This window comes from Streptomyces sp. AC602_WCS936, assembly GCF_019049125.1.
Taxonomy (GTDB): Bacteria; Actinomycetota; Actinomycetes; order Streptomycetales; family Streptomycetaceae; genus Streptomyces.
Window position 1 is genome coordinate 33,148 of the sequence record NZ_JAGMUF010000023.1, and the last position, 21,239, is coordinate 54,386.

Here is a 21,239-nt window from a genome sequence, read left to right on the forward strand (position 1 = left end):
CGGTCGCCGTCAGGGGCATGTCCGGCGGTACGCGACTCCGTCAGGGACGTAACGGTGCCATTCCTGTTCGGTCAGGGACCGGCCGCCGATGGCGCAGGCCTGGTCCGTGAGGGTGGCGAGGTCGTTGAAGGCGTCGGTGTTCCACAGCCGTATGGTCCCGTCGTCACCGCTGGTCGCGAGAGTGTTCCCGTCCGGGGCGAAGAGTGCCGAGCGCAGGACGCCGGTGTGGCCGGTGAGGAGGGCCAGTTGCTGGTGAGTCCGGAGGTCCCACAGCCTGACCGTCCGGTCGTTGCCGGTGGTCGCCACGGTTTTGCCATCGGGACTGACGACGACCGACCAGACGATGCCCGTGTGGCCGCTGAGGGTGGCAATACGGCGATGGGTGCTCACGTCCCACAGCCTCGCCGCGGCGTCCCGGCCGCTGCTGGCGAGCGTCTTCCCGTCCGGGGTGAAGGCCACCGACTGCGCGGCGGCGGTGTGCGCCGCGAGCGTTGCAGTGAGGCTGCGGTCCCGCACGTTCCACAGCCGTAGTTTGCCATCCCAGCTCGCCGTGGCCAGAAGGCTGCCGTCCGGGCTGAAGGCCAAGTCGCTGAGCATGCTGGTGAGTCCGTCGAGGGCGCCGAGGCGCTGGTGGGTCCGTGCGTCCCACAGTTGTACGGACGATGGCTCGCGGCCGCCGGTCACGAAGACCGTGCCGTCCGGGCTGAAGGCCATCAGGGGACTCCTGCTGGTGAAGGACGCCAGTTGCCGATGGGTCCGCATGCTCCACAGACGGGTCGTCCCGTCGATGTAGCTGCTCGTGGCGACGGTTCGGCCGTCGAGGCTGAAGAGGATGTCCCGCACCGGTCTGCGGTGACCGTCGAGGGTGGCTATGCGGCGATGAGTGCGTGCGTCCCACAGCAGGACCAGTGAGTCGTCGTTGCTGCTCGCGGCGACGAAACGGCCGTCCGGGCTGAACCGCACCGTGTTCACCTCGCCGGTGTGTCCCCTGAGTCGGCCCAGCGGGCGCCGCGTGCGGACGTCGTGCAGGTGCACCGTTCCGTCGCCGGCGCCGGTCGCCAGCACCTTTCCGTCCGGACTGTAGGCCGCGGGGTCTCCCGCACCGCCCGGCCCCGCGAAGGAGGCGTGCGGCCGTCCGGCCCGCATGTCCCACAACCGGACGGAGGCATCCATTGACCCGCTGGCCAGCATCGTGCCGTCCGGGCTGAACGCGAGCGCGTCAACGTCTCCCGTATGGCCGTTCAGTACGGTCACGGCGGTCCGCTCCCGAACGTCCCACAGCCATACGGTGCGGTCCTGTCCCCCGCTCGCCAGGGTCCGGCCGTCCGGACTGAAGGCCAGCGCGAACACGGTGCCGCTGGGGCCGGTGAGCGTGGCCGTCGAGCGGCGCGCCCGCACATCCCACAGGCGCGTCGTGGCATCGCTCGCGCCCGTGGCCAGCGTGTCGCCGTCCGGGCTGAACGCCAGTGAAGTGACCTGTCCCGTGTGACCCTTCAGCGTGGCAGTGCGCCGCCCCTCCGTCAGGTCCCAGAGCTGCACCTCGGATTCGTCGCTCGCACTGACCCCGGAGCCGATGATGCTTACGGCGAGGGTCCTGCCGTCCGGGCTGATGACGAGGTCGTGCAGCGAGACCCCGTCGTCGCCGCGGTGGACCTGGAGTTCGCCGGTCTTCCGGTGGGTGCGGGCATCCCAGAACAGGACCTTGCCCTGCCGGCCGCCCGTGGCGATCGTGTCTCCGTCCGGGCTGAAGACCACCGGGCTCCCGGCTCCAGCCAGAACTGCGGTCTGCCTGCGTGTGCGAACGTCCCACACCCGTCCCTTCCAGCCGTCGTGGCTGGTGACGACAGTTCTGCCGTCGGGGCTGAACTCCGCGGCGAGCACCTGGCTGCCTCGGCTGTCGAGTGAGGCCACCTGCCGACGCCCCCGCACGTCCCACAGACGGGCCGTGCCGTCGTACGCACTGGTCAGGAGAGTCCTGCCGTCCGGGCTGAAGTCGACCGCCGCCACCTCGGCCGCGTGCTCCGTGAGCGTGGCCCGCAAAGGCGAGGACACTGCGGCCAGCAACCGGGCACGGGTCTGCGGAGTCGGGGAGATGCGCTGAGCAGCCAGGGCGAGGCGAGCCGCCAGCGCCGGGTCGGCGGTGGCCTGCTGACGACTCTGCTCCGTCAGGCTCCGGCCGGCCGCCAGGGCCCGCTGCTCACTGCTGTCGCGGGCGTTGCGGGTGGCCAGGGACACCGCGACGAGAGCGAGTACGGTCACCATGGCGAAGCCGGCGAGGACCAAGCGGCGTCGACGGGTGCGACGCTGCTGGACCTGCACACTGACCTCAACGAACTCGGCTTCCTCGAGGGGCACTTCGGTGGCACGTTCGTCGACCCACCGCCGCGCCTCCGTGACCTGTTCCCGGCCGAGGACCAGTGTTTTCGGGCGGCCCTGCTCCTGCCACGTCTGCAAAGAACGCCGCAGCCCCTCCTGCCAGCTGCGGAACTCCCGGTTCTCCTCGACCCAGCGCCGCAGCCGCGGCCACGTCTCCACCAGCGCCTGGTGCGCGAGCTCAGCGGTGTCACGTCCCGTCGGACGGCGCGTGACCACGACCAGCCGCGTGCTGGCCAGCCGGTGGATCAACGCCCAGTCGCTCTCGGAGAACTCGGTGCGGGCGGCGACCCGGCGGGTGTCCGGGCCGCGCTCCCCGGCGTCCAGCTGCTCGCCGGGACGTACGAGCTGGATGAAGATCCGTTCCAGCGCCTGCCGTTCGGTCCTGTCCGCCCAGGCCCACAGTGTCTGCTCCGCGCCCTTGGCCAGGGCCCCTTCCACGCCACCGAGCTCCTGGTACGCCGTGGTGGTCAGCCACCCGCGTTCCTGCCGCTCCCACAGCCGGCTCAAGGCGTACTCCAGCATCGGCAGCGCCGCCGGACCGGGCGGGGCGTCCCGCAGCATCCGCTCGACCAGGCCGTCGGCGAACCGGATTCCCGCCCGGCCCTCCAGCGGACCGGTGATCACATCGGCCAGCTGGGTCCGCATCATCGGCTGCACCACCACCGAGGTGGCGTCCCATGCCGTACGGAGGTGGGGGAGCTGCTCGATCTGCCGGAGGAAGTCGATACGGACGACGACGACGGCCTGGACTCGCCGGCTGCCGTCGGTGCGGCGGTCCGTCAGGACTCCCAGCATGGAGTCCAGCCGGCGGGCGGTGTCGGGCGCGTCGGTGAGCAGCGTTTCGAACTGGTCGGCCACCAGCACCAGCCGGGCTCGCCCGCCGTGGCGGGCCAGCGTCTGCTCCACGGCGGTACGGATGCCCTGCTCGTCGGTGAGCTGCCGGGCCAGCGCCGACCAGCGGTCGTGCCAGTCCGACTGCATGGTGTCCGCGTCCCCCGCCGAGGCCAGGGCCCAGGCCAGCAGCTCCTCGGCGGTCAGGCGCAGCCCCAGCGGGATACGGGCGATCACATAGCGGCCGTGGTCGAGACTCCCGAGCAGGCCGGCGCCGACCAGCGAGGACTTGCCGACGCCGGAGGGGCCGAGCACGGGCAGGAGGGGTACCTGCTGCTGCTCCAGGAGTTCGAGTAGTCGCTGCGTTTCGTTCCCGCGGCCGTGGAAGACGGCACGGTCGTGCTCGGTGAACGGCAGCAGTTCCCGGTACGGGCTGTCCGCCAGCAGCCTTCTGCGCAGCTGGGGCCATTCCCGGGTGAGGGACTCCACGGTGAGCGCGTAGCCGGTCCGGCGCCGCTGGTCCCCCTCGACGGCGACGACGACGCCGATGACGCCGCCGTACTCCTCGTCCCACACCGGCGCTCCGCTGAAGCCGCCGGCCAGCGGGAACGGAGTCCTCTCGTCGCAGGTCAGCTGCCACCAGCCAGTACCCTCGCGGCCCTCTACGGTGCCGCGGGTCCAGATCCCGGCGTCCTTGCTGCCGCCGCGTCCCGGGTACCTCGGGAACCCGAAGGCCCGCCAGCGGTGCCCGGCCAGGTCGTCCGCCTCCACGATGCGCAGCGGTACGGCACCCGGCGGGGCCTCGCCGGTCAGCTGCAGGACGGCGACGTCACCGCTGCTGTCGCCGGCCACCGGCACGCTGAAGTGCACGGTGGCTGCGGCCTCGGGGCACCCGGGCAGCAGGGGGAAGTCGACGGTGACCGGTAGGAGTTCCGGCAGCGGTTCGCTCTCCGGCAGGCCGGCCGTGGAGGCGACGACGTGGGCGCAGGTGAGGAGCAGCCGGTCGGGGATCAGGAACGCCACCCCGACCGGACGGCCCTCGTGCAGCACCCGGGCCGTTCCGCGCTCCCACGCGATGCCCGGCTCGGCCGCCGGTGTCACGTACCGCCCTCGGTCCGGCCCCACTCCAGTTCGAGTTTGATGTGTGCCTCCCCGGAGCCCTTCGCCACGACGAGACCCGCCTCAGCCGTCACCCGGAGTCCGAACTCCGCACGGACGTGGTCGGGGCTGCGCGGCAGATCAGCCAGCCGCTCCAGCATGGTCGCGGCCACCCGCTGCACCCGTGCCATGCCCGACTCGAACGTTTCGGCGGAGGTCTCGAAGAGCTCGTCGCCGCGACTGGCCCGGATCACCCCGGAACCCTGCTCGTCGGACAGCTCGACGACGAAGGCCTCGCCGTCCTCGAAAGGGACACTCAGGTACACGCGGCAACCTTCCTGCTGAGCCGTCAGTTCACTTATGAGTTCGGTGAGTTGTGCGATTCTTCCCGGCCCGACATGGTACTGCGGCCTCCGGCGACGGCTCCGGTCTTCGGTGCGGAAGCACGACCGACCACGCCGGCAGACGAACGGACACGGCCCCGCCCGCCGTCACGAGGAAGGCGAACGGGGCCGTGGGGCGACTGCTGGTCCGCTACCGGGCTCCCAGCTCGGCCAGCAGGGCCTTGTACTCGTCCGGGTGCTGCTCCCGCAGGATGTCCATCCACACCCGGGCCCCTTGGACGAACGTCTCGGCCGTCATCTTCTGGTGGAGATGGTGCACGCAGTAGAAGGCGTCGTCGTAGGGGAGCCGCTTCGGCTGCTTCGGCTGCGCCTCTTCCGCGTTCGCCTGGCCGGGCTCCGCCGCGCCGGCACGCGGTACCGGGATGGACTCGGAAGCCGTCTGCTCACGCTCGGCGGGCGCTGTCGGTGCGCTGGGCCCAGGCGCTGGTGCCTGCGACGCGGCCGACGCGGTAACCGGCGAAGCGGAAGGAGAGGGGGCGACCTGCTCGGCGGGCGTCTCCGGGATTATCACGCCGTGATAATCGGCGGGGCCCGCTGAACGCTCGACGGCCTCCCGCGCCGCCTGGGCCTCCGCCTTGGCGCGGGCCGCCTCCGCCCGTTCGTCCGCCTTGGCCTTCTGCTCCTCGGCGGACAACTTGCCGAGGTTGCGGACGTGTTCCACCTTCCGCGCACCGGTCACCAGGTCCTTCTGGAGCTCTGGAGTGAGCTTCAGCAGGGACAGCTTGCTGGAGATCGTGTTCTGCGGGATGCCCAGCCGCTTGGCTGCCTTGGTCTGGGAACCGTAGTAGTCGACCAGCGTCTCGAGGGCGTGGGCCTCCTCCAGGTCCGTCATGTCGTCGCGGTGGTAGTTCGCGACGAACGCGGCCTCGAGAAGCGCCTCGTCGGTGGCGACCCGGCCGTTGTCGACGCGGACGGGGATGGTGGCCAGGCCGACGCGGCGGGCGGCCTCCAGGCGCCGGTGGCCGTCGACGACGATGTACTTCGCGCCGTCGTCGAGGTCGCCGGCGCGGTCCGGCCGGCTGCGCAGGTAGGCGTCGACCGTGGCGACGGCGATGGGGATGATGATGCCGACCTCGCGGACGCTCTGCACCGTCTCGTCGAGGTTGCGCAGGTGGTTGCGCGGGTTGTCGGGGTTGTCGCTGATGAGGGTGACCGGCAGCTCCGTGATGGCCGCCGTGGTCGACTCCTCTCCGGCGATGGTCTTGTCGATGAGGTTGCGCCGGGAGGACCGGGCGCCGCGGGCCGCGCCGAACGCGGGGGCCGATCCCAGGGTGTCCGCCTTGCTCACCGGGTGGCTCCCCTCGCTACCTGCCGCATGGCTTCCGCCTGGTCGCTCTGTGGCGCGTAGCTCAGCAGCGGCATCCGCTTGCGGACCGCTTCCCGCTGTTCCTTCAGGTCGCCGATGACGGCGAGGACCTTCGGGTCGCCGAGCGACTTCCAGTTGTCCAGGGAGGATGTGGCGACGTAACCGCGGCGGGAGTCGTAGAGGTTGACGACCAGGCCGAGGTAGTCGATCTCGAGGGAGAGGTCTTCGCAGAGGTCCTCGATCTGCTGGGCGAGCATGCCGTAGGCGGTGGCGGAGGAGTCCTCGGCGAGTACGGGGATGACGACGCCGGAGCCACCGGCGGCTTCGCCTCGGCGCCGGCGCCCGTAGTAGAGGGCGGCGTCCATGGCGATGCCGAGGCTGGGCGGGCAGTCGACGATGATCACGTCGTAGTCGGCCTCCAGCGGGCGCAGCGCCAGCTCGAGGGCGGCCTCCTTCTGGAAGCCGCGCTTCTGCGTGGCCACGACGGCGATCTTGGCGTCGAGGAGGAACCCGTCGAAGCAGGCGGGCAGTACGTGCAGGCGCTTCTCGAACCGCGGATCCTTTATCTCCACGACGAGATCGCGCAGGTCTCCGCTGCCGTCGCCGCACATGTGCGAGACCAGGCTGTCGTGGTCGGGTTCGATCTGGGGGACTCCGAGCTGTTCGCTGAGGTGGCCCTGCGGGTCGAAGTCGACGATGAGGACGCGCTTGCCCGCCTCGGCGTAGGCCTCGCCGATGCCGGCGGAGATGGCGGTCTTGCCGACCCCGCCCTTCTGGTTGCCGACGATCTTCCGTTCGGGTTCGGTGCCGCGGGCGCCGTGCTGGGGGGAGGGGTTGGCGTCGAGCCAGCCGCGGACCGACTGGGCGAGGCCCTGGGTGTAGGAGACGCCGCGGTCGGTGCACGTCTCCTTGAACTGCTCGTACAGGCCTGGCGGAAGCCACGTCGAGAACGACCGCGCACCGGCGGTGTCGACCTCGGCGCCGCCGGTGGTGCTGTCGCGCCAGTCGTTGATGGCCGCCTCGACGGCGTCCTGGATGTCCAGGCTGAGTTCGGCGGCGCGGACCTTGAGCGCTTGCTGGAGCGCCGAGGGCAGCTTGGACGCTACCTTTTCCCGGTCTCCGTCGGGGTAGGGGGAAGCCATGACGTCAGCATACTGACTTCTGTTGGCGTGATGACAACCGCTTTGCAAGTTCTGACGTGGTTTCACCCGTTGGGCGTCCGGGCCGGATTATCACGCCGTGATAATTGTCGGCTCCGCCGGGACCATGTCTCTGCGATGTGCAGGCAGTCTCGCTCGCCGTCACGCGTATACGGCTCGGTCCTGGTCAGACCATCAGACGGGACACCCGGAGCCCTTGGTTGACCTTCACCTTGGGGGAGCCCGCAGCATCAGGGGGCCGGCGGCGTGTCCGGCATGAGGAGGGCACGGGCATGGAGTTGCTGACCATCGGGACGTTCGCGAAGGCGTCCCGGCTGTCTCCGAAGGCGCTGCGTCTCTACGACGAGTTGGGCCTGCTGACTCCCGCTCGCGTCGACCCGGTGACCGGTTACCGCCGCTACGCACCGGAGCAACTGGAACAGGCCCGGCTGGTCGCCTGGCTCCGGCGGCTCGGGATGCCTCTCGCCCGCATCCGGCAGGTCTGCGCCCTGGAGGCGGGCCCGGCGGCCGAGGAGGTCCGTGCGTTCTGGGCCCAGGTCGAAGCCGACACCGCCGCACGGCGGGACCTGGCCACCTTCCTCATCGACCACCTCTCCTGGAAGGACCCCGCCATGTCCCCGACCGCCAAGCCCCTGGCCATCCGTTACGCCGCGCTTTCCGACACCGGCCGTGTCCGCGAGAGCAACCAGGACACCGCCTACGCGGGGGACCGCCTGCTCGCCGTCGCCGACGGATTCGGCAGCGGAGGCGCCCCCGCCAGCGCCGCCGCCGTCAACGCGCTCAAGACCCTCGAAACCGACAGCATCCCGGCGGGCGATCTCCTCAACGCCCTCGAAGACGCGATCGACCAGGCGAAGCAGGCCGTGCACGGCGTCTCCGGAGACGGCCCTTCCTCCGACGACGCCGGGACCACACTCACCGCGATGCTCTGGACCGGATCGCAGCTGGCCCTCGTCCACATCGGCGACTCCCGCGTCCACCTCCTGCGGGACGGAGAGCTGTTCCAGATCACCCACGACCACACGCTGGTGCAGTCGATGGTCGACGAAGGGCGCATCGGCCCGGAGGAAGCCGCCTCCCACCCCCAGCGGTCCCTGCTGATACGCGCCCTGGGCCAAGGAGCCGACGCCACACCCGACATACGCCTGCACGACGCCCGGCAGGGAGACCGCTACCTGCTCTGCTCCGACGGCCTGTCCACCGTCGTGCCGACCGAGGAGGTTCGCCGCGTGCTCTCCGATGTCAGCGAGCCCGAGCAGGCGGTCCGCGAGCTCATCGCCCTCGCCAACGGCTCCGGCGGCCCCGACAACGTCAGCTGCGTGGTCGCCGACGTCATGGAACTGGAGCAGTAGCAGCGAGCGGCATGCCCCACGAGTCGTAGTCGTAGTCGTACCGGGGGTCGGTCAGCAGGCCGCCCAGTCCGGAGCCCACACATCGCCGGTGGTGCGGGGTGCCGAGGCTCGCAAGTGCTCGCGCAGTTCGGTCAGCACGGGATGCTGCTGGTCGGTGCGCGTGAGCAGCGCGTGCGGGTAGACCGGCGTCGGCTCGCGCAGCGGGATACGCCTCAGGCCATAGCTCTCCGGCCACAGATACCGGTCCCCACTGCCCACCAGGGTCGCCAGCGAACCCGAGTCGGCCAGAGCGTCCATGAGGGCCTCGTCGCCGAAGTTGGGGCCGAGTGCGTCGATGCTCAGACCGAATGCCTCCGACAGCGACCGGTAGAACCGCTCCCACTCCGTGCCGGTCCTGATGCCGGGGATCCAAATGCGGTGACCGGCCAGGTCCGCGGGCCGGACCCACTCCTTGCCCGCCGACGGATGACCGGGTCCGACCAGGAGCTCCAGCGGCTCGTCCAGGAGGCGTTCGGCTCTGATCCCGGCCGGGACCTGTTCCGCGGGCAGGGCACGGAAGGAGACGTCGACGGTTCCTTCGAGCACGGCCCGGGCGGCCCCCGCTGCGTTCTCCTCGCCGAGAGTGACAGTATCCAGGCCGGCCCCGGGGCGGGAGCGGTAGAAGCGGTAGACGGCCTGGGCCGGTGCGATACGCCGGTTGAGGACGTCCACGCGCAGGGGGCGGCTCCCGGGACGTACGGCCTGTTCCGCCTCTTCGAGCGCGGCCAGGACCTTCTTGGCGTGCGGCAGGAAGACCTGCCCGTCCAGGCTCAGCCGGGAGCCGTGAGAGGTGCGCACCAGCAGTGCGACGCCGAGGCTCTTCTCCAGGCCCATGATCCGCTTGGAGACCGCCTGCTGGCTGATCCCGAGCTCGTCGGCCGCGGTCTGGAACTGTCCGGCCTCAGCGACGGCCACGAGGGTGCGCAGCGCTTCGATGTCCACACCACCCACCCTACGAACACAACTGACGGTTGTGGCTGGTCGGGGCGGAGGTTGTTTGATCGGGCCTTCGCCCAAGTGCTGGGATCAACGCATGTCCACACGCACGGAACAGGTCATGTACGTCCGCACCCCCGGGTTCGCGCGCTATGCCGAGCGGATCGCGCAGGTCACCGACGCGACCTCTCGGCTGAACGTGCTGCCGTTCAGCGACACCGAGGGCCGCGACGAACTACTGGCGGTTGTGTTCGGCGGTCCGCTGCCGGAGTCGGTGACGATCTACCCGCCCTTCTTCACCGAGTACGGCCTGGGCACGAAGTTCGGGACGAACGTCTTCGTCAACCAAGGCTGCACCTTCATGGACCACGGCGGCATCAGCATCGGCGACAACGTCATGATCGCCCCGAAGGTCAGCCTCATCACCGGCGGCCACCCGCTGCCCCTGGCAGAGCGGCGCGCGTACGTCACCAGCGCCCCGATCGTGATCGAGGACGACGTCTGGATCGGCGCGGCCGCTGTGGTCACGCAGGGTGTGACCATCGGCGCCGGAGCGGTCGTGGCCGCCGGTGCGGTCGTCACCGGTGACGTGCCGGCCGGCACCCTGGTCGCGGGCGTGCCCGCCCGGGTGGTCAAGGGCATCGACTGCTGACCAGAGACGTCATCTACCCCGACAGCCGGCCACCCCGGCCACCTCGGCCACCCCCTGCGAGTACGCATGAACGTGGCTCGGGGAGGGGCTGCTCAGCGGAAGGCGGCGACATTCTCCAGAACCCACTGGCGGAACGGCCTGGCGGCGGTTCCGGTGACCCTTGAGACCGTGTCGCGCACCGTCAGCAGTTCGTCGTTGACGTCCCCGCCCGTCAGGTCCAGCACCGCGTCCGCGGCCTCGGCTCCCAAGAACGTCGACATGTGCCGGTGGGCCTCCGCCCGGCTGATCTCCGCGAACGGCACCTCCCGCCCCAAGGCCGCCGCGATGGCCTCCACCTGTTGCCGGGCCGTCACACGCTCCGGGCCGGTCAGCGCATACGTCCGCCCCTGGTGACCGCCGGGCTCGGTCAAAGCCACGCGCGCCACGGCCGCGATGTCCGCAGGGTGAATCGTGGGCAGCCCGGTGTCCGCGTACGGCACACGGACCGCTTGGTGCGCACGGATCGACTCCGCCCACCACAGGGCATTCGAGGCGAACTGCGTCGGCCGCAGAACCGTCCAGGCCATGCCGCTGTCCTTGAGCAGCCGCTCGACAGCCAGGTTCTCGCGGGCAGGGCCCAGATCCGGATGCGTCTGGACGGTGATGGAGGACACGAGCACCACATGCTCGACAGCCGCCTGCCGGGCGGCGTCGAGGATGTCGGCATCGGAGCCCATCCGCGACACGAGAAACAGCGAGCGCACTCCGTCCAGCGCGGACTTCAGGGAAGCCATGTCGGCGAAGTCCCCCTCGCTCACCTCCACCCCTTCGGGGAACGAGACCCGCGCGGCGTCACGGGTGAGCCCCCGCAGCGGCCCGGCACCGCACGCGTGCAGCTCATCGAGCAGAGCACTTCCTATGTTCCCGGTGGCGCCCGTTACGAGAATCACGCGTCTTCTCCAGTCGTCAGGTGATCGGCCGTCAGGTGATGAGCCGAAGAAGACGCTAGAACTTCAACCATGCTTGAGGTCAAGGAGATCGCTGGCACGGTGCCTGCTTCAGCAGCGTCCGGTCGGGATTATCACGGCGTGATAATCGCGTGCCGCGGCTGATCCGTGACGCTCCTCTGATTCGCACGCGGAGAAACGATCCGACTCTGGAGTCGGATCGGCTGGCGTGGTGTCCTACCCAGGCCTTCCGCAGTAACCCTGCTGGAAGGAATCCCAGAAGTCCTCATCGATCTCGGTGTCGGCGAACGAGTTCCAGTTGGTGTGGGCGACGAGTTGGTCGCGCCCGTCGCGGCTGTTGAGGACATAGGTCAGGAACCGGGTGCGCTGCCGCCGTGGCCGTACGCACAGCCGCAGCTGGTGGCGTAGACGTAGATACCCAGGCCGTAGGCGACAGCGGGCGGGGCGCTGCCGGTTGTGGGGATCGTGTCGGTGAGCATCCGGCGAAGCATGTCTGGGGGCAGGAGGCGTCCTTGCAGCAGGGCCGGTAGAAGCGTGCGATGTCGGCCGCGGTCGAGACGAGGGCGCCCGATGCGCCGGCCTCCGACGGGCTGAACGCGGTGATGTCGAACCGGTCGGCGTCCGGCGCGTTCGGCAACAGGAACGAGATGTCCGCGTAGCCGTGTACATGGGCCCCGTCGATGGTGGTCCGCGCCAGCGGGTACGAGGTGTCGCGCAGCCCGAGGGGGGCGAAGATGCGGCGTTCCAGGTTGGTGCGCAGGTCGCGGTCGGTGATCCGTTCGACGATCAGGTCGAGCAGCAGGTAGTTGGTGTTGAAAGGACTCGCCCTGCACACGCACATCGACCCCGACGGCGCACCGAAGCCGGCGATCCTCGCCGCGCTGGACGACCAACTCGGCCGCGTCTTCGCCGGAACCTGCCGACGCGCCCAGCTCGGTTAGAGATCCGCAGGGCGGCACCCTGGGACACGATGGCAGCATCAGGCCCAGTACTGCTCAGAGCCGGGGATTATCTCCTGTGCCTCTGGGCTGCTGTGTTTCATCATGGGGGATGACTGCTTTCTACCACGTGTGTTTCGCGGTCCCGGACATCTGGCGAGCGATGCGGGACCTGCAACGCTCGGCTGGGGTTGAGTGGAGTGATCCGCTGTCCGACCGGCTTGGCGAGTGGGAGTACCGCATCGCCTTCACCACGGGCGGGCCACCCTTCATCGAGCTCATCGAGGGTCCAGAAGGCTCTCCCTGGGACGCGTCGGCGGGAGCCAGGTTCGATCACATCGGCTTCTGGTCCAGCGATGTTGAGCGGGGGTCCCGGCGCCTGGACAGAGAGGGGGTTCCCGTGGACTTCTCCGGCTGTCCCTACGGCCGACCGTTCGCCTATCACCGCATGGACAGCATTGGCGCACGCATCGAACTCGTCGACGTCAGCCGACAGGCCGCGTTCCTCAACAGGTGGCATCCGGATGGGGAGCCCATGCCCGTCATCGACGAGCCCACCGGAACTTGAGTTTGTGCTGCACGGTCCGACCCTCGAACGTTGTACCGAACGCGGCCGAAGGCCGTGAGAGTGAGTCCGCTGCCTGATGCTGTCCGGGGGGGAAGCGTTCGCGGAAGCGTCACGCTTCCGGGGAGAATTCTACGAGTGTCTGAGCGCCCGGCGCGACGAGTTGTCCGAGCTGGCGGACGCGGTGCTGTGTGCGGACGGGGCGGTGAATCTTCGGTGGACCTGACGCTGCTGCCCGAACATCGACGTGGGCATGGAGCGATGTACGGCGGCTCGAACCACGGCCGGATCGACACCGAACGGCTGCGGACGGTGCTGACCGGGTTGCCGCTGCCGCGGTTCGACGGCGAGCGCCTGGTCCTGACGGTCGATGTGTCCCCGTGGCTTCGCTCGGACGCGCCGTGCTCGGCGGACCGGCTGTTCTGCCACGTACACGGCCGCGCACAGTCCGAATGACGAGAGAGGCGCGAGAGACCGTTGAGTCTCTCGCGCCTCTCCCGACTGGTGTGCTTGCTCAGCCGGTCGGTCGGTTCAGCAGGGGGACGACGACCTGCCGCGCAGTCGCTGCTTCGCCCAGGCGGAAGAACTTCACCTGCCCCATGGTGTGCGTGCACTCCAGGTAGCCGGCCGCCTCGAGCTCGCGCCGCGCCCGGGAGAAGTGCGGTGCGGGTACGCCGATCAGCTCGGCCAGCTCGGCCGCGGTGCGCTCGACGCTGTTGTCCAGGCCGCCCAGGATCGCGTAGGTCATCAGTACGTTCTGCTTCAGGTGAGAGAGATCGCTTATGCGCGCCTGCAGGGCTTCGAGCTCTGGGTATGGACTGTTGCGTGCCATGGTCAGGCCCTTCGTCGCTGCGCCGGACGGCCCGGCAGGGTCGGCAGGTGGTAGGCGGCTGCCTCTTCGGATTGTTCCCGTCCGGAGAGACTGGAGACGATGTGCGGAGTCACCCGGTACTTGATGGTCCGGCCGATCACATCGGCCACCAGGAGCATCTTGTGCTCGGCGAGCTTCTTCGCCATCCTCCTCGTCGCCTGCGGGGTCAGTCCGAGGAAGTCGGCGGCCTCCACTGCTGTGGCACCACCCTTCCCGTTGTACGTCATGATCCCGCAGTAGAAGAAGAGCCGAAACTCGTTGCCGGTGATTCCTGAATCAGCCGCGAGCATGGCGAGGACTCGTTCGAAGCTGAACTGCCCGTGCCGTCCGCCGAAGGCGTAGGACCGGCGTGGGGCGCCCTCGTCCTCTGGCTCCAGCAGCTCGTGGACCTCACCAGTCGCGGTGTTGACCAGCGCACGGCTGCGTCCACTGCGGCCCTGATTTGGCACTTGCGACCCCTGACCTGGGCTTGTCTCTGACAACCGCGACATTACCACTGGCGACATGTCGTCTGGGGTAACCGAAGGAACCCGGCGTTTCCTTCACATACCCGCACCGACATGTCGCCGAGGGTCGTCGAAGGAATCCTGAGGTTCCTTCGACGACCTACTGCGTCATGTCGCCATAGGTCGTCGAAAGAACCGCCCAGTTCCCTCGATGACCACTGACGACATGACCACTGGCGACATGTATCGGCATCCTAGTGTGCTCATATCGGCATCTCAGAGTGCCGATATGAGCATCCCAGGATGCCGATATCGGCATCCCTCGGTACCGATCTACCGGGTGTTTTCGCAGGTCAGAGCATCGCGGAGGCTACGCACTCTCCATACAGGGAAAGGACCCCGGCAAAGGAACCCGCCGTACGGGAGGCCCTGCGGTACTCGCGCAAGCGCTCCGTTCCTCGGGCTGCCCCTCTGGCCGTAGGTTCTCCTCAGTCTGGTGACACTTACCGACCTCAGCAGTTACACAGCGTGGCGGAGGTCCGGGGTGGGTTCGCAGGCATACGCGCGCCGGCTCGGGAGTCTGCAGGTATCGCCTTGGCGGGCTTTCGCTGGTTGAGGGCATCTGAGCGCGATAGTCGGCAAGGCAAGGTGGCAGTCGGGAAAACCCGCCCGGGGTACTTTCAGAGTCCGTCGCCAGGCTCCCGGCCCATGACCAGCGGTACGGGGCTCACGTGCGGGTGCTGCGGGGCCCATCACCCGTAGCTGCCGATGAACTACACGGCCGAGGCCCCTGCCGTGTGGGATTCAGCTTTCGCCGAGGCGTGAATCGCCAGTCCCGGTCGCGCTCGCAGGCCTGAGCCGCAGAGCCCAGCGGTTCATCGAGGCGGAAGGCGTCCGCGTCTACCGGCGGGATGCCGGACGGCACCGCGTCGCATGGCTCGGGCTCGAGATCCTGCCGCGGCGATCGACCGCGCTGCTGCCTTCCAGAACCGCTGGGGCGGCCTCGCCCTGCCGCTGGCTGTCCCTCGGGGATGTTGGTCCCCGCGGAGGCTAGGGTCTGGCCATGGGATCAATGGGGGATAGTCCCCGGAGCCGTTGGGCGTTCGTGGGTGCGACGTTGGCCAAGCGTCCATGGCTGATCGTGAGCTGTCTCGCGCCTGCTGCTTCCCTGCTGCTTTCCGGCGAAGCGTTCCGCGAGCCCTCCTACGGGAACTGCTTCTCCTCGCGGCCGATGTCGTCGATCGGGCCGAGGATCGTCCAGCCAGGTCCGAGGGGGCGGGTGGAGCGGAAGCCGTGGGCGGCCGCGTACTCCTCGGCCTCCTCCGCGGTGTCCTCGGGGGCGCTCATGATCGTGTAGCGCGGGGGGTCCTCGTGGTAGAAGCGGTAGAAGGTGCGGCCCTCGTCCTTGGACTGGTAGAGGATCACGCTGACGCCCCAGAGGGCGTCGTACACCTTCTGGGCGCGCGGGGGCGTCGTCGTGCACGTGTCGGAGGGGCGGCCGGGCTCGCGGACGCAGGTGCGGTACCCGCTCCAGTCGATGCGTTCGGCGCGGGGGTGTTCCGCGATCAGCTTCCGCATCCGGGCGTCGGCCCGGGCGAAGGCGTCCTCGCGGCGGTCGTACTCCTGCTCCAGCCGGTTGAAGCGCTGCTCGTCGAGGCCGCTGCCGAAGTGGTCCTCCAGGCCCGCGAGGACGGCGACCCGCCAGGCCAGGTACCCGGCCGTCACGACGAGCAGCGTGACGGCCAGGACCCGGCCCGGTGAGCGCCTGTGGGGCATCAGGTCGGCGAGGTCAGAACGTGCCGCTGATGGGGATCTCGATATCCGCCTGCGCGATCGCCGGGGGGTACTTCCCGTCGAACCGGTCATAGTGCTGGAGCGTAAACCAGTCGATGAAGCCGTACTCCGTGATCTCGTCGTCCGGGTCGAGACCGAAGTGGTCGTAGGAGTGGAAGACGAGCTTGCCGGAGAAGGAGTTGCCCTCGACCTTGTAGTCCTTCAGCGCGATCGTGTGGCCGTGGAACTGGTGGATCGCGATGGAGAGGGCGCGCTGGTTGGCGTCCCAGAGCGAGAAGTCGTACACCGGGTACTTCAGGTCCTGGCGGAGGAACTCCTGGAAGAGGAAGTTCTTGGAGAGGTCCTCCTGGACCTTGAGCTGATCGGTGCGGCCCTTGTTGTCGATGAGGGACTGCTTGATGATCTGGATGGCCTTGTCGGTGTACGCCTTCTCCTGCGGTGAGTCGCCGACGGCGCGGGAGAGGGCCGTGCCGGAGCCGCGGTAGAGGAAGCGGCCGGGGTCGAAGTTGTCGTCGATGGTGACCGTGCCCGCGCTCTGGCCGCCGCGGCCGTAGCGGAAGGCGTTGCGGAGGTCGTCGACGGACTGGGCGTAGTCGGCGTCGGCGCCGAGCTTGCCGAAGTTCATGATGTCGTTGAACTCGGCCCACATCCAGGACTCCGGCGTGATGCGGGCGACCCAGAACTCCCAGCTGAGGTCGGTGAGTTCGTCGAAGTTGTAGTCGTTGAAGGTGAGGTCGTCGGCGACGCGCGGGTCGGCCGGGACGGGCGGGTGCTGGGGGTCGGGGGCCTTGCGGCGGCCCTCGCGGAAGGACGACTGGTGGATCAGCATGTCGGTCGGGGGCGGCTCGACCAGGTCACCCGAGTCTCCGCTGGCGCCGGGGCCGTCGGAGAGGATTCGCTTGCCGGGGGCCTGGGGACCTGCCTTGTCGAAGGCGTGGCTGTCGAGGACGACGTACTTGGCGGAGCCGTCGGCCGTGGCGGTGGCCGTGATCGTGTTGCCGCTGCGCTGCTGGCCCGACTGCTTGACGAGGTGGCGGGCCTTCTCGTCGTAGCGGTAGAGGGCCGGTGCGGTGCCCTCCGTACGGTCGGGGTCGAGGCGGAAGGTGAGCCTTGCGGTGCGGTCCGCGGGGGCGGAGACCTGGAAGCCGTTGCCGAGGTAGCCCGGAGTGGACTCCGGGAACTCCCGCTGCTCGGCAGGGAGCCTGGTGACCTGGAAGCCGCCGACCTGCTTGGCGCGCAGGCCTTTGAGCGTGGCCTCGGCGGCGGTGGCGCCGCCGTCCGCGCGGCGGGTCACGTCGAAGGCGGAGTTCTTGGTGCGGGGGGAGGCGTTGAGCCTCGTCTCCTCGCCGTCCTGGACGCCGTCGCCGTCGGTGTCGGCCTTGGTGGGCTCCGTGCGCAGCTTCAGCTCGCGGGCGTCCGCGAGGCCGTCCCGGTCGGTGTCGGCGCGGGTGGGCGTGGTGCGGAGTTCGAGCTCGCGGGCGGCCGTGAGGCCGTCCTCGTCGGGGTCCTCGGCGCCGTCCTTGGTGCCGTCGCCGTCGGTGTCGGCCTTGAGCGGGGTGCTGAAGCGGTAGCCGAGCTCGGCGAAGTCGGAGAGGCCGTCGCCGTCGGTGTCCTCGGACTTGGGGTCTAGCTTGGCGCGCACCTCCAGGTCGTCGGGGAGGCGGTCACCGTCGGTGTCCTCCGTCGGCGAGATGCCGTGCTTGGCGAAGGACGCCCAGGTCGGGGCATCGGCCTCGGCGCCGGGCTCGGCGCGGTACCAGACGGTCTCGGTCCTGCCCGGCTGGAGGGTGTTCGTGGGGCCGAAGCCCTGGAGCGTCGTGCGCGCGTCCTGGGGGGCGGCGAGCTTCGCGGCGGAGGTGTCCGTGATGCGGTCGGAGAGCTCGAAGGTCAGCGACCATTTGGAGACGGGGTGATCGGAGACGTTCTCGAGCTGGAGCCGGGCGACGTACGAGCCCTCCGTCGCTCCGCCGCGCAGGGCGGCCGGAACCTGGCTCCACGCCGCGTCGCCGGGGGTGACCTGGCGGTAGGAGACGTCGACCGTGTTGTCGCGGTAGAGCGTCGCCCCGTCGGTGGCCGCGCCGTCGCCGGGGGGTCCCGCGGCGGCGGGCACGGCCGTACCGAGGAGAAGGAGCAAGGCCGCGCCGAGGGGCACGGTGGCGCTTCTGTTCATGGGGCCTCCCATGTCTGAAGCCATGTCGGAAGACATGCCTGTTGTCTCGAAGCTGCGGTTGTGTCACAGCAGTTCGGAACCAAACGGGGGGAAGCTAACAGACGTGGAGGATGGTTCCCAAGGTGTGGTGGAGGCGAGATTGAGACGTTTGTCGGGAGATTGGTAAGCCCTGTTCCGCTTGTGTTCCTGCTCTGCCCGCGGGCCGCGGTGGTCAGCGTCATCAACCCTGGTCGGCACGGCGCTCAGCCGTGCTCTGCACGGTGGTCCTGGCGTACGGGCTGTGGCCGGGCAAGCCGCCTCGCCCGGACGTCCTGTGGACAGTCCGGTGACGGTCGGTCAAGCGAGAGGCTTGCGGTATCGGACGTACTCGTTCTGCCGCCGGAACCCGACGCTCTCGTAAAGGTCGTAGGACCGGTGCGGATTTGCCGTGCCCGTGTACAGCCTGGCGGTCGTTGCACCCTGCTCGCGAAGGCTTCGCAGCCCGTCCAGCAGCAGGGCCCGGCCGATCCCGAGGCGTCGCTGGTCCGTTCGGACACTCAGCTCTTCGACCTCGCCCACGGTGTGGTCGTGACGGCGGATGGAGCAGAGGGCGACGCCGAGCATGTCCTGCCCGCTCCAGGCAGCCCTCCAGCATGCCGGGTCGGCGGTGTCGACGAAGTCCTGGAAGAGCCAATCCTGAGTGAAACCGGTGTCCGCATAGGAATCGACTACCGTCCGCCAGGCCGCACGGTAGTGGCTGGTCCCGATCGGCCCCGTCCGTATCCCCGCCGGCAGTTCGCCGGCCGGCTCGGGCAACTGCCGCAGATCTCCCAGCTCCAGCTCGACCAGACTGAAGACGCGTCGATAACCGGCAGCGAGTAGAAGCGCCGTGGCGTCCTGCTCGGAGGCCATGGCGTTCGCGCCGATCACTGCCGTCCGAGCCGTTCCATGTTGTTCGACGAGCCGGCGGATGCGCTCCTCGGCCCAGCTCAGCATGGTGGAGCCGATGCCCTGGCCTCGATGCTCGGGCAAGAGGTAGCCGCGGTGCAGGTAGAGCCACGTATCGTCCCGCTCTTGCCACCACCGGATCGTCGCGTAGCCGACGACGCTTCCGTCGTACGCCACCAGGATCTGGTTCTTGGACGGCTCCTCCAGCTTGGCAGAGGCTTCGGCGATCTCGGCGGCGGTCGGGAGCCCTTCCACAACGGAACGGGCGTCGACCCGGTCCGGTTCAGCGCACCCCAGCCGCACTGCGGCCATGGGGCCGTGGTCTTCGTCGCCGAGATACGGCCGGAACCCGAAGCCGGCCGGAAGGTCCTGTCCTGGTGTGTCATCCGACATGATCGGATGATCCCTGGCTGTGAGGCAGACACGCCATCCCATTCATGCCGCGAGCGTCCTTGGCCGTTCGACGAGTCGGCCGCGTTCGAAGCGGGCTCCGGCGCGGCCGAGGGCGACAAGGTGGGGTGCCGTCGTCGTTGAATCAGTCACACGAGGATCGAACTCTGGCTGGCTGGAGGCGCCGACACACGCTTCTTTCGTCTTCCCGGTGACCGTGACACCTCAGTTGGAGGGTACTGCGGCACCGGATTATCACGCCGTGATACTTGCCTGCCGCAGCAGATCCATGAGGCCCCCACTGCTTCACTCATGGAGAAACGATCCGACTCCAGAGTCGGATCGCTTCACGGCATCGCCCCTTCAGCTGCCGACGGCTCGCAGGTGACGTCCGGCCTGACCTCGGTCCTCGAAAAGTGCCGGGTTGAGCCGGTAGTGCTTGGCGCTTCCCACACTGCCGGTCACCTCCAGCCACCCCGCCTCGAGCAGTTCCTTCCGGGTCCGGGACAGCACCGGTGGCGTCATCCCCGCCGTGGCGGCCAGTGTGCTGGCCTTGATCATCACCGTGCCGTCGGGACGCTGCTCCGAGGACGCGTAGAGCATGACGACGATGCGCTGGTTCGGGCTGAGGACCCGCCCGGTCTTCTTCAGCAGGTACTGCACGTCTGCCGCGTCGTGAATCCTCATCAGGCCTCGCCCTTCTTCCCACGCCGACGGACACGGGGCTCGCGCACCTTGGTCTCCGGAGGGTTCCAGTCCTTCACGGCCTCGCGGTGGGCGAAGCCGGTACCGATGAATGCAAGGTAGGGCGTGCACCTGTAGAAGGTGGTCCGCCCGAGCCCGCCCGCCTCGACAAGCAGCCGAGCCCGCTTGAGTACCTTCACCGCTCTCGACAGAGCATCCGGGCTCATGCCCAGCTCCTCAGCGATGGCGGAGCCCGTACGCATGACGGCTTCCTCGCTCGTCTCCGTGGCGAACCAGTACCAGACCAGGACGCGAAACTCCCGGTCGGTCAGGCCCGAGGCCGCCGAGGCGAGTTCCCGGCCCTTGCGGATGCCCACGTTGATGTGAGCCCCGTCGAACGCGTAGTTGGCGCGGTGTACCTCCTCGAACTCTCCCGTGTCCTGATCGACCAGGGCGAGGATCTTTCGCGCCTGCTCTGCCATGTGGGGGCCGTCCCTGCACGTCGGTATGGGGGCGGTAGGCGATCAGCCTCTGGGGAACGGATCACTTACCGGGAAGAGCATTACCACATTGCTAAGTGATCCCGCTGCACAGTCGGATCGGTGTGCGATGTGCGCACAGGGTCAGTGTGTGCACATAGCTAACCGATCCGATTCCAGAGTCGGATCAATCCGATCCTGGAGTCGGGTTGATCCGACTCTGGAATCGGGTAACCCGACTCCAGGATCGGCATACCCGATCCTGGAGTCGGATCGTCTAGCGCGTTTTCGCAGGTCAGATGCGTCTTCGGGGCTACGCTCTCTTCATGCATGAAAGTGCCCAAGGTCTCGCGCCCATCGGAGTTCCTCACGCACGTCGGAACCTCCGGTCCTCGCGCGTGTCGCGCACGAGCCGTCATCGACGCGCGGGTTGATCGGGGCTCAGCTGACATAGCAGCAGGAAGGCGTGGCTGGTCAGGTCTGTGGCTGAGGTGGCACACGCGCGCCTGGATGGTCGGCGCCCCCGACGTCGTGGTGGACTGGTTTGTGGCTGGGGTGTTCATGTGGTTCGGGGCCGGGACATCGACGACAGCGGGTACCGGAGCACAGTCGGGCCGCGATCAGTGGGCGGGGGCTACCGGTCGCAGGAAGCACGGCCTCCGAATTAGGCGCCGCCCCTGCCTCCTAATCGACCACCGGCCCGGCGACACGTACGGCAGTGTCATCGAGGTCGACTACGAGGGGAACGAGGTCACCGCGGTCCGTTGGAGGAGTCTCGAGGAGATGATCCGGCTGATGGCCGAATCCTTGGAGTCCGGGCTGCCGATGCCATCCCCTTCACCGGTCGGCCCCCGCCTCATCCTCCCCGGACGTC

18 protein-coding genes and 2 pseudogenes are annotated in these 21,239 nt (G+C 68.9%); 5 read left to right on the plus strand and 15 right to left on the minus strand.

From position 1 onward, the window contains the following. Positions 1-9: 9 nt before the first annotated feature. The 4 genes from KUM03_RS11315 to KUM03_RS11330 all read right to left on the minus strand — a co-directional run bounded on the left by KUM03_RS11315 (position 10) and on the right by KUM03_RS11330 (position 7,157). Positions 10-4,308: a trypsin-like peptidase domain-containing protein gene (locus KUM03_RS11315; protein WP_217246910.1), complete on the minus strand. Its 4,299-nt coding sequence runs from the start codon at positions 4,306-4,308 to the stop codon at positions 10-12. Next, on the minus strand, positions 4,305-4,631 hold the full coding sequence (locus KUM03_RS11320) for a CU044_2847 family protein (RefSeq protein ID WP_217246911.1): 327 nt from the start codon (positions 4,629-4,631) through the stop codon (positions 4,305-4,307). The genes KUM03_RS11315 and KUM03_RS11320 overlap by 4 nt, the downstream gene beginning before the upstream one ends. 208 nt (positions 4,632-4,839) lie before the next feature. Continuing rightward, positions 4,840-5,997 (minus strand): ParB/RepB/Spo0J family partition protein, encoded by a 1,158-nt coding sequence (locus KUM03_RS11325; protein ID WP_217246912.1) that lies wholly within the window; start codon positions 5,995-5,997, stop codon positions 4,840-4,842. Further along, the gene (locus KUM03_RS11330) at positions 5,994-7,157 is read right to left on the minus strand and encodes a ParA family protein (RefSeq protein ID WP_217246913.1); all 1,164 of its coding nucleotides are present in this window, start codon (positions 7,155-7,157) and stop codon (positions 5,994-5,996) included. The genes KUM03_RS11325 and KUM03_RS11330 overlap by 4 nt, the downstream gene beginning before the upstream one ends. 290 nt (positions 7,158-7,447) lie before the next feature. Here KUM03_RS11330 and KUM03_RS11335 point away from each other — a divergent pair, with 290 nt between their 5' ends. Further along, the gene (locus KUM03_RS11335) at positions 7,448-8,527 is read left to right on the plus strand and encodes a MerR family transcriptional regulator (protein ID WP_217246914.1); all 1,080 of its coding nucleotides are present in this window, start codon (positions 7,448-7,450) and stop codon (positions 8,525-8,527) included. A gap of 51 nt (positions 8,528-8,578) precedes the next feature. Here the strand turns inward: KUM03_RS11335 and KUM03_RS11340 are convergent, their stop codons facing one another. Then, positions 8,579-9,508, minus strand: a complete 930-nt coding sequence (locus KUM03_RS11340) for a LysR family transcriptional regulator (protein WP_217246915.1) — start codon at positions 9,506-9,508, stop codon at positions 8,579-8,581. A 115-nt stretch (positions 9,509-9,623) separates the two neighbouring features. On the opposite strand from KUM03_RS11340, the gene KUM03_RS11345 reads away from it, so the two are divergent. Continuing rightward, complete coding sequence (locus tag KUM03_RS11345) at positions 9,624-10,154, plus strand: DapH/DapD/GlmU-related protein (RefSeq protein WP_217246924.1); 531 nt, start codon at positions 9,624-9,626, stop codon at positions 10,152-10,154. A 92-nt stretch (positions 10,155-10,246) separates the two neighbouring features. Here the strand turns inward: KUM03_RS11345 and KUM03_RS11350 are convergent, their stop codons facing one another. The 3 genes and pseudogenes from KUM03_RS11350 to KUM03_RS38220 form a co-directional block, all read right to left on the minus strand. Beyond that, positions 10,247-11,083 carry an NAD(P)H-binding protein gene (locus KUM03_RS11350; RefSeq protein ID WP_217246916.1) on the minus strand — a complete coding sequence of 279 codons (837 nt, stop codon included), beginning with the start codon at positions 11,081-11,083 and terminating at the stop codon, positions 10,247-10,249. 368 nt (positions 11,084-11,451) lie between these two features. Then, positions 11,452-11,580 carry a hypothetical protein gene (locus tag KUM03_RS38850; protein WP_302185852.1) on the minus strand — a complete coding sequence of 43 codons (129 nt, stop codon included), beginning with the start codon at positions 11,578-11,580 and terminating at the stop codon, positions 11,452-11,454. Positions 11,581-11,687: 107 nt separating this feature from the next. After that, positions 11,688-11,942: pseudogene (locus tag KUM03_RS38220) on the minus strand (serine hydrolase); the annotation flags it as partial. Here KUM03_RS38220 and KUM03_RS38855 point away from each other — a divergent pair. The 3 genes and pseudogenes from KUM03_RS38855 to KUM03_RS11370 form a co-directional block, all read left to right on the plus strand. Continuing rightward, complete coding sequence (locus KUM03_RS38855; RefSeq protein ID WP_302185853.1) at positions 11,914-12,042, plus strand: hypothetical protein; 129 nt, start codon at positions 11,914-11,916, stop codon at positions 12,040-12,042. The pseudogene KUM03_RS38220 and the gene KUM03_RS38855 overlap by 29 nt on opposite strands. A 109-nt stretch (positions 12,043-12,151) precedes the next feature. After that, a complete protein-coding gene (locus tag KUM03_RS11365) occupies positions 12,152-12,607 on the plus strand; it encodes a VOC family protein (protein ID WP_217246917.1) in 456 nt (151 codons plus the stop codon). 60 nt (positions 12,608-12,667) lie between these two features. Next, a pseudogene (locus KUM03_RS11370) lies at positions 12,668-13,054 on the plus strand (transposase); the annotation flags it as partial. A gap of 64 nt (positions 13,055-13,118) precedes the next feature. Here the strand turns inward: KUM03_RS11370 and KUM03_RS11375 are convergent. The 7 genes from KUM03_RS11375 to KUM03_RS11405 all read right to left on the minus strand — a co-directional run bounded on the left by KUM03_RS11375 (position 13,119) and on the right by KUM03_RS11405 (position 20,368). Continuing rightward, on the minus strand, positions 13,119-13,352 hold the full coding sequence (locus KUM03_RS11375; protein WP_238697775.1) for a hypothetical protein: 234 nt from the start codon (positions 13,350-13,352) through the stop codon (positions 13,119-13,121). Between the two features lie 86 nt (positions 13,353-13,438). Next, positions 13,439-13,924 (minus strand): helix-turn-helix domain-containing protein, encoded by a 486-nt coding sequence (locus tag KUM03_RS11380; protein ID WP_019329405.1) that lies wholly within the window; start codon positions 13,922-13,924, stop codon positions 13,439-13,441. Between the two features lie 1,200 nt (positions 13,925-15,124). After that, the gene (locus tag KUM03_RS11385) at positions 15,125-15,697 is read right to left on the minus strand and encodes a hypothetical protein (RefSeq protein WP_217246918.1); all 573 of its coding nucleotides are present in this window, start codon (positions 15,695-15,697) and stop codon (positions 15,125-15,127) included. Positions 15,698-15,710: 13 nt separating this feature from the next. Beyond that, on the minus strand, positions 15,711-17,885 hold the full coding sequence (locus KUM03_RS11390) for a DUF3289 family protein (protein ID WP_217246919.1): 2,175 nt from the start codon (positions 17,883-17,885) through the stop codon (positions 15,711-15,713). 336 nt (positions 17,886-18,221) lie between these two features. Next, positions 18,222-19,205 carry a GNAT family N-acetyltransferase gene (locus KUM03_RS11395; RefSeq protein WP_217246920.1) on the minus strand — a complete coding sequence of 328 codons (984 nt, stop codon included), beginning with the start codon at positions 19,203-19,205 and terminating at the stop codon, positions 18,222-18,224. A 360-nt stretch (positions 19,206-19,565) separates the two neighbouring features. Next, complete coding sequence (locus KUM03_RS11400; RefSeq protein WP_073732247.1) at positions 19,566-19,889, minus strand: helix-turn-helix domain-containing protein; 324 nt, start codon at positions 19,887-19,889, stop codon at positions 19,566-19,568. Next, entirely contained in the window at positions 19,889-20,368 is a 480-nt protein-coding gene (locus KUM03_RS11405; protein ID WP_073732248.1) for a helix-turn-helix domain-containing protein, read from the minus strand. The genes KUM03_RS11400 and KUM03_RS11405 overlap by 1 nt, the downstream gene beginning before the upstream one ends. Positions 20,369-21,239 lie beyond the last annotated feature (871 nt).